Here is a 12,743-nt window from a genome sequence, read left to right as displayed (position 1 = left end):
ACGCCCTCCTCCCTCACGTTCTCTGCCCAGGAGCACGCCCATGCGCTCAACCACGTCCCGCCGTGCCGTCCTCGGTGCCACCGGTCTGCTCGGCACGGCCGCGCTGACGGGCTGCGGCATCCCTGCCGCCTACGTACCCCAGGAGCGGCGCTCGGTGCCGGACCGCTCTGAGCGGGACAAGACGCTGACCTTCTCCAACTGGACCCAGTACATCGACGTCGACAAGGCCGGCCACCGTCCCACCCTGGACGAGTTCACCAAGCGGACCGGCATCGAGGTCACCTACACCGAGGACATCAACGACAACGACGAGTTCTTCGGCAAGATCAGCCCGGTACTGGCCCAGGGCGGCGACCCGGGCCGGGACCTGATGGTGATCAGCGACTGGATGGCGGGACGCTACGTCAACCTCGGCTGGGTGCAGACGATGGACCGGGACCGGATGCCGAACGTCGCCAAGTACCTGGACCCCCAGCTGCGGAACCCCGCCTTCGACCCAGGGCGGAAGAGCAGCGTGCCGTGGCAGTCGGGCATCACGGGGATCGCCTACAACCGCAAGGCGCTCGGCCGGGAGATCAAATCCACCGCCGACCTGTGGGCGCCGGACCTCAAGGGCCGGGTGACGCTGTTCTCCGGGATGGACGAGGCACTGGGCCTGCTGATGCTCTCCCAGGGCGCCGACATCACCAAGTTCACCGCCGACGACGCGCACCGGGCGATGGACCTGGTGCAGAAGATGGTGGACCGCAAGCAGATCCGCCGGTTCACCGGCAACGACTACACCAGCGACCTGGCCTCCGGAGCGGCGATAGCCTGCCAGGCGTACTCGGGGGACGCGATCCAGCTCAAGGCGGACAACCCGGACATCGAGTTCGTGGTGCCCGAGGAGGGCGCGGAGCTCTGGGCCGAGAGTCTGATGATCCCGAACAAGGCCGAGCACAAGCAGAACGCCGAGCAGCTGATCGACTACTACTACCAGCCCGAGGTGGCCGCCAAGCTGGCCGCGTTCGTGCAGTACATCTGCCCGGTCCCGGCCGCGCGCGAGGTGCTGGCCCAGAGCGACGACCAGGACACGGCCGCGCTCGCCGAGGAGCCGCTGATCTTCCCCACCGACGAGATCCGGGCCAAGCTGCACACCATGCGGGACGTCAAGGCCGACGAGCGGCCCGGCTTCCACCAGATCTGGGGCAAGGTGGCCGGAGTCTGACGCCCGCTCAGCGCCGTACGGCGTCCAGGGCGAGCAGGGCGACGTGCAGGGAGAGGCAGGACTCGACCTGGTCGAGGTCAACGCCGAGGATCCGTTCGACCTTGTGCAGCCGGTCGTAGAAGGACGGCCTGGACAGGTGCGCCGCGTCGGCTGCGGCCGACTTGTTGCGCCCCTGGTCCAGGTAGATCCGCAGCAGCTGCACCAGCTGCCCGCCGTGCTCCGCGTCGTACGCGAGAAGCGGGCCGAGCTCGCGCTCGACGTAGGTCTGCAGGCGGGCGTCGTCGCGCAGCAGGTGGAGCAGCCCGCGCAGCCGGACGTCCGGGAGTCGGTAGTAGGAGGAGGTCCGGCCGCCGTCGTGCAGGGCGGCGTCGGCGACCTGGGTGGCCTCCAGCAGGGTGCGCCGGGCGTCCCGGACCGAGCCCACTGAGGAGCCCACCGCTATCACCGGCTCGACCGCGGGCGCCGGGGTGTCCCTGGAGCTCTCCGTCACCAGCCTGCGCAGCGCGGTGGCGAAGGAGTCCAGCGCGGTGTGCTCGTCCTGCTGCGAACCGAGCGTGATCAGCAGGCCGACGCCCTCGTCGTCCAGCGCGCCGACCAGGGCGGTCAGGCGGCAGGCGCGGATCGCGCCGGCGGCCAGCTCGGTGAAGTCGCGCAGTCGGGCCTGCGCCTCCAGCGCGGCCGGGATCGGTTCGCGGCGCTGGCGCAGCACCACCCCGACCAGGCGGCGGCTCTCCAGTGGCACCCCCAGCGCCTGGGCGCGCAGCGCCACCTCGGAGACGGTCAGCGAGTGGGTCAGGATGCCGGAGAGAAGGGTGCGGTGGGTCTGCCGCTCCAAGCTCTCCCGGTCGCGGACCACCAGCCGGTTCAGTGCCAGAGTGGCGGCGCCGCGCTCCAGCAGCATCGCGTGCGGGTGCGGGGTGCCGGCGGGCAGCGGGACCGGCTCCTCGGCCAGGACCAGCCGGCCCCAGTCCTGGCCGCGCGCGCCTACGGCGGTGACCAGCCAGCCGCTGCGTGGGTCGTAACCGGTCCGGCCCGGCGGATGGACCCCGCGCGAGCGGCGCTCCCAGCCCTCCAGCAGCTCGCTCTCCGAACGGCCGGCCGGATCGTGGGTCAGCACCTGGTGCGCCAGGTTCTCCAGGACCACCGGACGGCCCGCCATCCGGGCCACCTGGCGGACCACCTCGGCCGGCTCGGCGCCTTCCACGGCCAGCTCGTTGAAGACCTGGTGGACCGCCTCCGAGGTGCGCAGCTGCTCCAGCTGGGCGTTGACCACGAGGGCGTGCACCGCCTCGGTGATGGCGACGAAGCGCAGCTCGCGGCGGAGCACGATCAGCGGCAGTCCACGCTGATCGGCGGCGTGCACCAGGGCGCGCGGCAGGCTGTCGAAGTAGCGGCGGCCGAACTCGACGACCAGTCCGGCGACACCGACCTCGTCCAGCTCCCGGACGTATCTGGCAAGCCCGTCCCGGTCCTCGGGCAGGGCGATTCCGGTGGTCAGCACCAGTTCGCCGCCCTGGAGCATGCCGGCCACGTCGGGGAGCTCGCTGACGTGCACCCAGCGCACCGGGCGCTCCAGCTGGGCGGCGCCGGCCACCACCTCGGGCAGGCCGCGCCGCATAACGTCCAGGTCGAGTACGCGGGCGACGGTGGGGAGCATCGCGAGCCTCCAGCGAGTCAGAGTGTCAGGGAAATCATCCATCGACTAGACGCTCTGTCGGCCTTGCATGTTGTAAACCCGTTGCGGGGCGGCCTGCCGGAGTGACCCTTGTCACCCGGATACTCCAGCGGGCAAGGTCAGCGGAACGGTTGTGGAGAAGCCGGGTATCAACGGCGGAATCCGTGGCGCGGCCGGACGGCGACAGCGGAATCCCTTGTGGAAGCCAGGAGCGCCTGCCAGGATCGCGCATCCCGGTGGACGAGCGGCTCTCCCATCGCGGTGACCGGGCAGTCAGCCGGCGCGCGGCCGTCGAATCACCGGGCACATGGAGGAACCTGATGGACCTGACCAGTCTCAGCGCGGGCGCGCACCACATCGCGGGCCGCCTGACCGGGGGCACCGGGACGGAGCCTTTCCAGGTCGTCAACCCCGCCGACGGGAGTGTGGTGCGGGAGGTCCTGCTCGCGTCCGCCTCCGACGTGGACGCGGCGGTCGGCGCCGCGAAGGCCGCACAGCCCGAGTGGTCCGGCGCCACCCCGGGGACCCGCGCCCAGGCGTTGCTGAAGCTGGCGGCCGTGCTGGAGGAGCGCGCCGGGGAGTTCGCCCGGGTGGAGACCGCGCAGACCGGCAAGCCGATCAAGCTCTCCAGTGAGTTCGACGTGCCTGGCACCATCGACAACACCTCGTTCTTCGCCGGAGCGGCACGCAACCTGGAGGGCAGGGCCGCGGGGGAGTACTCCGGTGACCACACCTCGTACGTGCGGCGCGAGGCGATCGGCGTGGTCGGGTCCATCGCTCCGTGGAACTACCCGCTACAGATGGCGGCCTGGAAGATCCTCCCGGCGATCGCGGCGGGTAACACCATCGTGCTCAAGCCGGCCGAGCTGACCCCGCTGACCTCGCTGATGTTCGCCGAGGCGTGTACGGAGGCGGGCATCCCGGACGGTGTGGTCAACGTGGTCACCGGCGCCGGGCGCAGTGCCGGCGAGCGGCTGGTCCGCCACCCCGACGTCGCGATGGTCTCCTTCACCGGCTCCACCGCGGTCGGCAGGCGGGTGGCCGAACTGGCCACCGCCACCGTCAAGCGCACCCACCTGGAGCTCGGCGGCAAGGCACCGTTCGTGGTCTTCGACGATGCCGATCTCGAGGCCGCGGTGCACGGCGCGGTCGCCGGTGCGCTGATCAACAGCGGCCAGGACTGCACCGCCGCCACCCGCGCCTACGTCCAGCGCCCGCTGTACGAGGCCTTCGTGGCGGGGGTCGCCGAGCTGTTCGCCGGGATCCGCCTGGGCGACCCGCTGAACCCGCAGACCGACCTCGGCCCGCTGGTCTCGTACACCCACCGGGACCGGGTCGCGGGCTTCGTCGAGCGGGCCCGCGGGTACGGCGCGACCGTGGTCACCGGCGGACGGGCCCCGGCCAAGGGCCACGACGGTACGGACCTGACGCTCGGCGCGTACTACCTGCCCACCCTCATCACCGGGGCCGCCCAGGACAGCGAGGTGGTGCAGGGCGAGATCTTCGGGCCGGTGCTGGTCGTCCTGCCCTTCGACAGCGACGAGGAGGGGCTGCGGCTGGCCAACGACACCCCCTACGGGCTGGCCGCCTCCGCTTGGACCAGCAACGTGCACCGCTCGCTGCGCGCCACCCGGGAGATCGCGGCCGGGTGCGTCTGGGTCAACGACCACATCCCGATCATCAGCGAGATGCCGCACGGCGGCTACAAGTCCTCCGGCTACGGCAAGGACATGTCGCAGTACTCACTGGACGAGTACACCCAGGTCAAGCACGTCATGTACGACACCACGGCGGTGGTCCGCAAGGACTGGCACCGCACGGTCTTCGGAGACAGATGACCCCGCCGGGGAGCCGTCCCCCAACGGCTCCCCGCCTCTTCCCCCCAGGAGGGTGTCCCCGCATGGAGTTCAACGAGATCGCCGACGGACTGTCCGAACCCGTCCGCAGGGCGTGGGAACGCAGTCTGACAAACGGCCGGGCCGCGCTGACCCGCCGCTCACTGCTGCGTGGCGCGGGCCTCACGGCCGCCGCCGGGACCCTCGCGGCCTGCGGTATCCCGCCCGCGAAGGGTGGAACCGGGGCGGCCCTCGACAACTCCGTCAAGGACCTCTCCGATTCGGAGAAGGTGGTGAACTTCTCCAACTGGCCGCTGTACATCGACGTCGACGAGAAGAACAAGGACCGGCACCCCACCCTCGACGGGTTCACCGCGGCCACCGGTGTCAAGGTCAGGTACAACGAGGACGTCAACGACAACGTCGAGTTCTTCGGCAAGATCAAGCCGCAGCTGGCGGCGGGTCAGGACACCGGCCGGGACCTGATGGTGCTCACCGACTGGATGGCCGGGCGGCTGATCCGGCTCGGCTGGGTGCAGCGGCTCGATCCGGCGAACGTCACCAACGCGATCCTCAACGTGGAGAACCGTTTCCGCGTCCCCGACTGGGACCCGGGCAACCGGTACTCCTACCCCTGGGCGGGCATTCAGGTGGTCGTCGCGTACAACCGCAAGGCCACCAAGGGGAAGCCGGTCGGCAGTGTCGGCCAACTGCTGGACGACCCCGAGCTGAAGGGCCGGGTCACCTTCCTCTCGGAGATGCGCGACACGGTCGGGATGGTGCTGCTGGACCAGGGAAAGGACCCGGCGAAGATCACCACCGCCGACTACGACGCCGCTATCACCCGGCTGCAGAAGGGCGTGGACGACGGGCAGATTCGCAAGTTCACCGGAAACGACTACGGTCAAGAGCTGTCCTCCGGGGACATCGCCGCCTGCCTGGCCTGGGGCGGCGACCTGATCCAGCTCCGGGCGGACAATCCCGACATCGAGTTCGTCATCCCCGAGCAGGGGTACGTCGGCTCGACCGACAACATGCTGATCCCCGCCAGGGCTCAGCACAAGAAGAACGCCGAACTCCTGATCGACTTCTACTATCAGCAGAAGATCGCAGCCGAACTCACGGCAGGCATCAACTACGTGTCCCCGGTCGCCGGCATCAAGGACGAGCTCGCCAGGCTCGCCCCCGACGTCGCCGAGAACCCGCTGGTCGTCCCCACCCCGGAGATGGCCGCCAAGGTCCACGTCTTCCGTACCCTCTCCGAGGCGGAGGAGACGGACTTCGAGGGCAAGTTCTCCAAGTTGATCGGCGCCTGAGTTGATCGGCGTCCGACCCCACATCGGCCCCTGCATCTGTAGTACGGCACCTGACAGAGAGACACCATGACTGAGCAGCTGCGCGACGCGGCGACGGCCGGCGGAGACGTCCGTCTCACCGGCATAGGCAAGACCTACGGCGACTTCACCGCCGTCCATCCCCTGGACCTCACGGTGCCGCAGGGCTCCTTCTTCGCCCTGCTCGGTGCCTCCGGCTGCGGCAAGACCACCACGCTGCGGATGATCGCCGGCCTGGAGGAGCCCACGACCGGCACCGTCGTGATCGGCGGGCAGGACGTCACCGTGCTGCCGCCCTACAGGCGCCCGGTGAACACCGTCTTCCAGAGCTACGCGCTCTTCCCGCACCTCGACATCTTCGAGAACGTCGCCTTCGGCCTGCGTCGCCGCGGGAAGAAGGACGTGAAGAAGCAGGTCGAGGAGATGCTCGATCTGGTCGAGCTCGGTCCGATGGCCAGGCGCAAGCCGCACCAGCTCTCCGGCGGCCAGCAGCAGCGAGTCGCGGTCGCCCGCGCGCTGATCAACCACCCCCAGGTGCTGCTGCTGGACGAGCCGCTCGGTGCCCTCGACCTCAAGCTGCGCCGGCAGATGCAGCTGGAACTCAAGCGGATCCAGACCGAGGTCGGCATCACCTTCGTCCACGTCACCCACGACCAGGAGGAGGCCATGACCATGGCCGACACCATCGCGGTGATGAACGGCGGCCGGGTGGAGCAGCTCGGTGCCCCCGCCGAGCTGTACGAGAACCCCGCCACCACCTTCGTGGCCAACTTCCTCGGCCAGTCCAACCTGATCCCCGCCGAGGTCACCGGCCGCAGCGGCGATGACCTGCTGCTCAGCGCCGCCGGGGTCCGGCTCACCGTGCCCAGGTCCCGGTGCGCCACCGAGGCCACGCGGATCCACCTGGGTGTCCGCCCGGAGAAGATCACCATCGCGCACGCCTCCGCGACGGTCCCCGAGGGCCGGAACAGGATCAGCGGCACGGTGGCCGACTCCAGCTTCATCGGTGTGTCCACCCAGTACGTGGTCCGCTCCGAGTCCGGCCAGGAGATCGCCGTCTTCGAACAGAACATGGAGCGTGACGGCCGGATCGCTCCTGGCGCCCCCGTCGTCCTGCACTGGAACCCAGCGCACTCCTTCGGCCTCGACGCCTCCCAGGCGATCGACGCGGGCACCGGGGAGGAGACGGCGTGACCACCCACACCGAGGCCGCACCACCCCAGGTGATCCCCCTCCCCGACGCGCCGAGAAAGCGCCGCAAGCTCACCGCCTACTGGCTGCTGCTCCCCGGCATCGCCTGGCTGGTGGTCTTCTTCGCGGTGCCGATGGTCTACCAGGCCTCCACCTCGCTGCAGACCGGTTCGCTGGAGCAGGGCTTCAAGCTGACCTGGCACTTCGCCACCTACTGGGACGCCCTGAACGAGTACAAGTGGCACTTCGTCCGCTCGTTCGCGTACGCGGCCGTCGCCACCGTGCTCTGCCTCGCCATCGGCTACCCGCTGGCGTACACCATCGCCTTCAAGGCCAACCGGCGGTGGCGGAACGTCATCCTGATCCTGGTGATCGCGCCGTTCTTCACCAGCTTCCTGATCCGCACCCTGGCCTGGAAGACCATCCTCTCGGACGGCGGCCCGGTGGTGAGCACGCTCAACAGCCTGCACCTGCTGAGCCTCACCGACGCCGTCGGCCTGACCTCCGGCCACCGGGTGCTGGCCACCCCGCTCGCCGTGGTCTGCGGTCTGACCTACAACTTCCTGCCGTTCATGATCCTGCCGCTCTACACCTCACTGGAGCGGATCGACCCCCGGCTGCACGAGGCGGCGGGCGACCTCTACGCCCGGCCCTTCACCACCTTCCGCAAGGTCACCTTCCCGATCTCGCTGCCCGGTGTGGTGGCGGGCACGCTGCTCACCTTCATCCCGGCCTCCGGCGACTACATCAACGCACAGCTGCTCGGCTCGCCGAGCGAGCAGATGGTCGGCAACGGGATCCAGAAGCAGTTCCTGAACGTGCTCGACTACCCGACCGCGGCCGCCCTGAGCTTCATTCTGATGGCCCTGATCCTGGGCATGGTCACGGTTTACATGCGCAAGGCCGGGACGGAGGAGCTGGTCTGATGTCCCGCGTCTTCAAGTGGATCCGAGAGCACCTGGTGGTGCTGGCCGGCATCCTCGCCCTCGCCTACCTGGTCCTGCCCAACCTGGTGGTCTTCGCCTTCTCGTTCAACAAGCCCGTCGGCAAGTTCAACTACGAGTGGTCGCAGTTCTCCACCGATGCCTGGACCCACCCGTGCGACGTCGCCGACATGTGCGGCTCGCTCTCGTTGAGCCTGCAGATCGCCACGCTGGCCACCATCGGCGCCACCGTGCTCGGCACCATGGTCGCCTTCGCGCTGGCCCGCTACCGCTTCCGCGGCCGGGCCGCCACCACCGCGCTGATCTTCCTGCCGATGGCCATGCCCGAGGTGGTGATGGCCGCCTCGCTGGGCACGCTCTTCCTCAACATGCGCATCCAGTTCGGCTTCCTGACCATCCTGATCGCGCACATCATGTTCTGCCTCAGCTTCGTGGTGACGGCGGTCAAGGCACGCGTGATGTCCATGGATCCGCGGCTGGAACAGGCCGCCCAGGACCTCTACGCCACCCCGACCCAGACGTTCCTGAAGGTCACCCTCCCGCTCGCCGCCCCCGGTATCGCGGCCGGCGCGCTGCTCAGCTTCGCGCTCTCCTTCGACGACTTCATCATCACCCAGTTCAACTCGGGCCCGACCACGGTCACTTTCCCGATGTTCGTCTGGGGCGCCTCCCAGCGCGGTATCCCGGTGCAGGTCAACGTGATCGGCACCGCGATGTTCATCGCCGCGGTGCTGCTGACGATCGCCGGCCAGTGGGTCGGCAACCGTCGGAAGGCGCGGTACTGACCCATGGCCCATCTCTTCCACCACTACTGATCACCTACAAAACATCAGAAAGTAGCTGATACAGCATGGACTCTGCCCGTGCGCTCAGTGATGCTCAGCCCACCCCCTTCTGGCTGGAGGACCCCGGTCGGCCGCAGGCCCTGCCCGCGCTGGTCGGTGACACCAAGTGCGACCTGCTCGTGGTTGGCGGCGGCTACTCCGGCCTGTGGACCGCGCTCATCGCCAAGGAGCGCGACCCCGCACTGGACGTCGTCCTGGTCGAGGGCCACGAAGTGGGGTGGGCGGCCTCCGGGCGCAACGGCGGATTCTGTGCCGCCAGCCTGACCCACGGTTTCGGCAACGGCCTGGCGCGCTGGCCCGGTGAACTCGCCGAGCTGGAGCGCCAGGGCGCGGCCAACCTCCAGGCCATCGAGGACACGCTCAAGCGCTATGACATCGACGCCGAGTGGGAGCGCACCGGCGAGATCGACATCGCTACCCAGCCGCACCAGCTGGAGGAACTGCACGAGGTCGTCGATACCGTCTCCCGGTACGGCATCGAGCTGACCTTCCTCGACGCCGCCGAACTGCGCGCCGAGGTCGACTCACCCACCTTCCTCGGCGGCCTCTGGGACAGGAACGGCGTGGCCATGCTCCACCCGGCCAAGCTTGCCTGGGGCCTCAAGGCGGCCTGCCTCGCCCAGGGCGTCCGTGTCTTCGAGCGGACCAAGGCCCTCGACCTTGCGGAGTACGGCAGCGGCACGGCCGTCCGCACCCCCTACGGCCGGGTCTTCGCCCGCCGGGTCGCGCTCGGCACCAACGCCTTCCCGTCCCTGGTGAAGCGGGTTCGGCCGTACATCGTCCCGGTGTACGACTACGCGCTGATGACCGAGCCGCTCACCGGGGAGCAGCTCGCCGCCATCGGCTGGGCCAACCGGCAGGGGCTCAGCGACAGCGCCAACAAGTTCCACTACTTCCGGCTCTCCGCCGACAACCGGATCCTGTGGGGCGGCTACGACACCATCTACCACTACGGCGGTCAGGTCCGGGCCGAGTACGACCAGCGGCCGGAGACCTTCCGCACCCTGTCGAGGCAGTTCTTCCAGACCTTCCCGCAGCTGGAGGGCGTCCGGTTCACCCACGCCTGGGGCGGCGCGATCGACACCTGCAGCCGCTTCTCCGCCTTCTTCGACACCGCCTACAAGGGACGCGTCGCCTACGCGGCCGGCTTCACCGGGCTCGGGGTCGGCGCGACCCGGTTCGGCGCCGAGGTGATGCTCGACCTGCTGGCGGGCCGATCGACCGAGCGGACGGAGCTGGAGATGGTGCGCAGCAAGCCGCTGCCTTTCCCGCCCGAGCCGGTCCGCTGGGCCGGGATCGAGATGACCAAGTGGTCACTGGACCGCTCCGACCACAACGGCGGGCAGCGCAACATCTGGCTGCGCACGCTGGACCGGCTCGGCCTCGGCTTCGACAGCTGACGGTGGGAGGGCTTGGCCGGATCCGGGGCCCGGGGCTGTCCTGGGGCCAGGGTTCCGGGGGCTGAGGTTGCGGTGATGCTCCGGAGCCAGGGTTTCCGGTGATGTTTCGGGGGCGCATCCCACTTTGGGAGGCGTCCCCGAGACATGTGCGCTCCGGCTGCGAATCGGGTGGGAACCGTGGCCTGCCTAATCTCTGGTGTCCGTCCGGCATGGACGGGTCCCGACCGCTCGGGCGTCCTGACCGAACCGGTCGTCCCGGAGCCGGCCCTACAGAGGCCGCCGTCGAGCTGTACCGGATCGAGGCGGTCGTCAGCACATCGATCCTTCGACGATCTGTAAGGCTGAATCCCAGATCCCCGTCATGCTGTTCGTTGAGCCCGGCCTCGCCGGTCCGCAGACTGGAATCGAGCGCGGTAGCGCCGGAATCCCGTCGCCCGGCCCGGGTCGGGAGGCGCCGCACAAGGGCCCGGCGGCAGGTGAGCCGCACGGGGACTTCGGAGGATGACCTTGAGCAAGCACATCACCCACTGGATCGACGGCGCATCCGTCGCCACCGCCGGCGCCGCGCCGCGCCGTGGTGACATCTTCGACCCGGCCACCGGCCAGGTGACCGGGCAGGTGGATTTCGCGGAGATCGCCGAGGTCGACCAGGCGGTCGCCGCCGCCGCCTCGGCCTTCGCCGAGTGGCGCAACGCCTCGGTTGCCAAGCGCACCCAGGTGCTCTTCGCCTTCCGCGAGCTGTTCAACGCCCGCAAGGACGAGCTTGCCTCGATCATCGTCTCCGAGCACGGCAAGGTGCACTCGGATGCGCTCGGCGAGCTGGCCCGCGGCCAGGAGGTCATCGAATTCGCATGCGGCATCCCGCAGTTGTCCAAGGGCGGCTTCACCGAGCAGGCGTCCACCGGCATCGACGTCTACTCGATCCGCCAGCCGCTCGGCCCGGTCGCGATCATCTCGCCGTTCAACTTCCCGGCCATGGTGCCGATGTGGTTCTTCCCGATCGCCATCGCGACCGGCAACACGGTCGTGCTGAAGCCCTCGGAGAAGGACCCGTCCGCCGCCAACTTCCTCGCCCAGCTGTGGAAGGAGGCCGGCCTGCCGGACGGCGTCTTCAACGTGGTGCACGGTGACAAGGCCGCCGTCGACCGGTTGCTGGAGCACCCCGACATCAAGGCCGTCAGCTTCGTGGGCTCCACCCCCATCGCCCGCTACGTCTACGAGACCGGCACCCGCTACGGCAAGCGCGTCCAGGCCCTCGGCGGCGCCAAGAACCACATGCTGGTCCTTCCCGACGCCGATCTCGACCTGAGCGCCGACGCCGCCGTCAACGCGGGCTTCGGCGCGGCCGGCGAGCGCTGCATGGCCGTCTCGGTCCTGGTCGCGGTCGACCCGATCGGCGATGAACTGGTCGAGAAGATCAAGCAGCGGATGGCCACCCTCAAGGTCGGCCCCGGCTGCAACGGCGACTCCGAGATGGGCCCGCTGGTCACCGGCCAGCACCGCGACAAGGTCACCTCGTACGTCGAGTCCGGCCTCGCCGACGGTGCCGAGCTGGCGGTCGACGGCCGGAAGCACCTGATCGCCGCCGAGGACGCCTCCGGTACCCCCACCACCGACGGCTTCTGGCTCGGCCCCACCCTGTTCGACCACGTCAAGCCCGGCATGTCCGTCTACAACGACGAGATCTTCGGCCCGGTGCTGTCGGTCGTCCGGGTCTCCTCCTACGAGGAGGGCCTGGCGCTGATCAATGCCAACCCGTACGGCAACGGCACCGCGATCTTCACCAATGACGGCGGCGCCGCCCGGCGCTTCCAGCACGAGGTGGAGGTCGGCATGGTCGGCATCAATGTGCCGATCCCGGTTCCGGTCGCCTACTACTCCTTCGGCGGCTGGAAGGCGTCCCTCTTCGGTGACGCCCACGCCTACGGTCCCGACGGCGTCCAGTTCTTCACCCGCGGCAAGGCCGTGACCCAGCGCTGGCTGGACCCCTCGCACGGAGGTATCAACCTGGGCTTCCCGACCAACTCGTGAGCCGGGGCCGTTGGCCTCGGTGATCTCTGAGGTTGCACGGCGTTGAGGCTGTTCCGCCGTGAAGCTGCACGGCTGTGAGGGCTGTCCGGTCCGACTCCGCACGGTATGAGGTGCGGGAAGGGCCGGGTAGCCCTCGTCGGTTTCTCCCGGCCGATCGGGCCGAGCCGTTTGCATCGCCTCGCGGGGAGGGGTAGTGTTCTCTAGTCGCTCGGCAGGGAGCACCGGACACGCATCGGCGCGGACGGTCCCGGGGCGGCCAATCCTCTGAAACACCACTTCTT

At 69.3% G+C, this 12,743-nt stretch carries 9 protein-coding genes; 8 read left to right on the top strand and 1 reads right to left on the bottom strand.

Going from position 1 to position 12,743, the window contains the following annotated elements; all coding sequences use genetic code 11:
- Nucleotides 1–40: 40 nt before the first annotated feature.
- Nucleotides 41–1,207 carry a polyamine ABC transporter substrate-binding protein gene (locus ACWDAK_RS24180; protein ID WP_344639797.1) on the top strand — a complete coding sequence of 389 codons (1,167 nt, stop codon included), beginning with the start codon at nucleotides 41–43 and terminating at the stop codon, nucleotides 1,205–1,207.
- 7 nt (nucleotides 1,208–1,214) lie between these two features.
- Here ACWDAK_RS24180 and ACWDAK_RS24175 read toward each other — a convergent pair whose 3' ends face one another.
- Nucleotides 1,215–2,864 (bottom strand): PucR family transcriptional regulator, encoded by a 1,650-nt coding sequence (locus ACWDAK_RS24175; RefSeq protein ID WP_344639796.1) that lies wholly within the window; start codon nucleotides 2,862–2,864, stop codon nucleotides 1,215–1,217.
- Between the two features lie 338 nt (nucleotides 2,865–3,202).
- On the opposite strand from ACWDAK_RS24175, the gene ACWDAK_RS24170 reads away from it, so the two are divergent.
- The 7 genes from ACWDAK_RS24170 to ACWDAK_RS24140 all read left to right on the top strand — a co-directional run bounded on the left by ACWDAK_RS24170 (nucleotide 3,203) and on the right by ACWDAK_RS24140 (nucleotide 12,462).
- Complete coding sequence (locus ACWDAK_RS24170) at nucleotides 3,203–4,720, top strand: gamma-aminobutyraldehyde dehydrogenase (protein ID WP_427394453.1); 1,518 nt, start codon at nucleotides 3,203–3,205, stop codon at nucleotides 4,718–4,720.
- A gap of 62 nt (nucleotides 4,721–4,782) precedes the next feature.
- Nucleotides 4,783–6,033, top strand: a complete 1,251-nt coding sequence (locus ACWDAK_RS24165) for a polyamine ABC transporter substrate-binding protein (protein ID WP_344639794.1) — start codon at nucleotides 4,783–4,785, stop codon at nucleotides 6,031–6,033.
- A 66-nt stretch (nucleotides 6,034–6,099) separates the two neighbouring features.
- Entirely contained in the window at nucleotides 6,100–7,245 is a 1,146-nt protein-coding gene (locus ACWDAK_RS24160) for an ABC transporter ATP-binding protein (RefSeq protein ID WP_344639793.1), read from the top strand.
- Nucleotides 7,242–8,168, top strand: a complete 927-nt coding sequence (locus tag ACWDAK_RS24155; protein WP_425557817.1) for an ABC transporter permease — start codon at nucleotides 7,242–7,244, stop codon at nucleotides 8,166–8,168. Before ACWDAK_RS24160 ends, ACWDAK_RS24155 begins: the two co-directional genes overlap by 4 nt.
- Nucleotides 8,168–8,971, top strand: a complete 804-nt coding sequence (locus ACWDAK_RS24150; protein WP_427394454.1) for an ABC transporter permease — start codon at nucleotides 8,168–8,170, stop codon at nucleotides 8,969–8,971. Before ACWDAK_RS24155 ends, ACWDAK_RS24150 begins: the two co-directional genes overlap by 1 nt.
- A 65-nt stretch (nucleotides 8,972–9,036) precedes the next feature.
- Nucleotides 9,037–10,431, top strand: coding sequence for an NAD(P)/FAD-dependent oxidoreductase (locus ACWDAK_RS24145; RefSeq protein ID WP_344639791.1), 1,395 nt, complete (start codon nucleotides 9,037–9,039; stop codon nucleotides 10,429–10,431).
- A gap of 501 nt (nucleotides 10,432–10,932) precedes the next feature.
- The gene (locus ACWDAK_RS24140) at nucleotides 10,933–12,462 is read left to right on the top strand and encodes a CoA-acylating methylmalonate-semialdehyde dehydrogenase (RefSeq protein ID WP_344639790.1); all 1,530 of its coding nucleotides are present in this window, start codon (nucleotides 10,933–10,935) and stop codon (nucleotides 12,460–12,462) included.
- Nucleotides 12,463–12,743 lie beyond the last annotated feature (281 nt).

Source organism: Kitasatospora sp. NPDC001175, from assembly GCF_053598215.1.
Note: the sequence above shows the minus strand (reverse complement) of the source record. Positions and strands in the feature narration are given on the sequence as shown.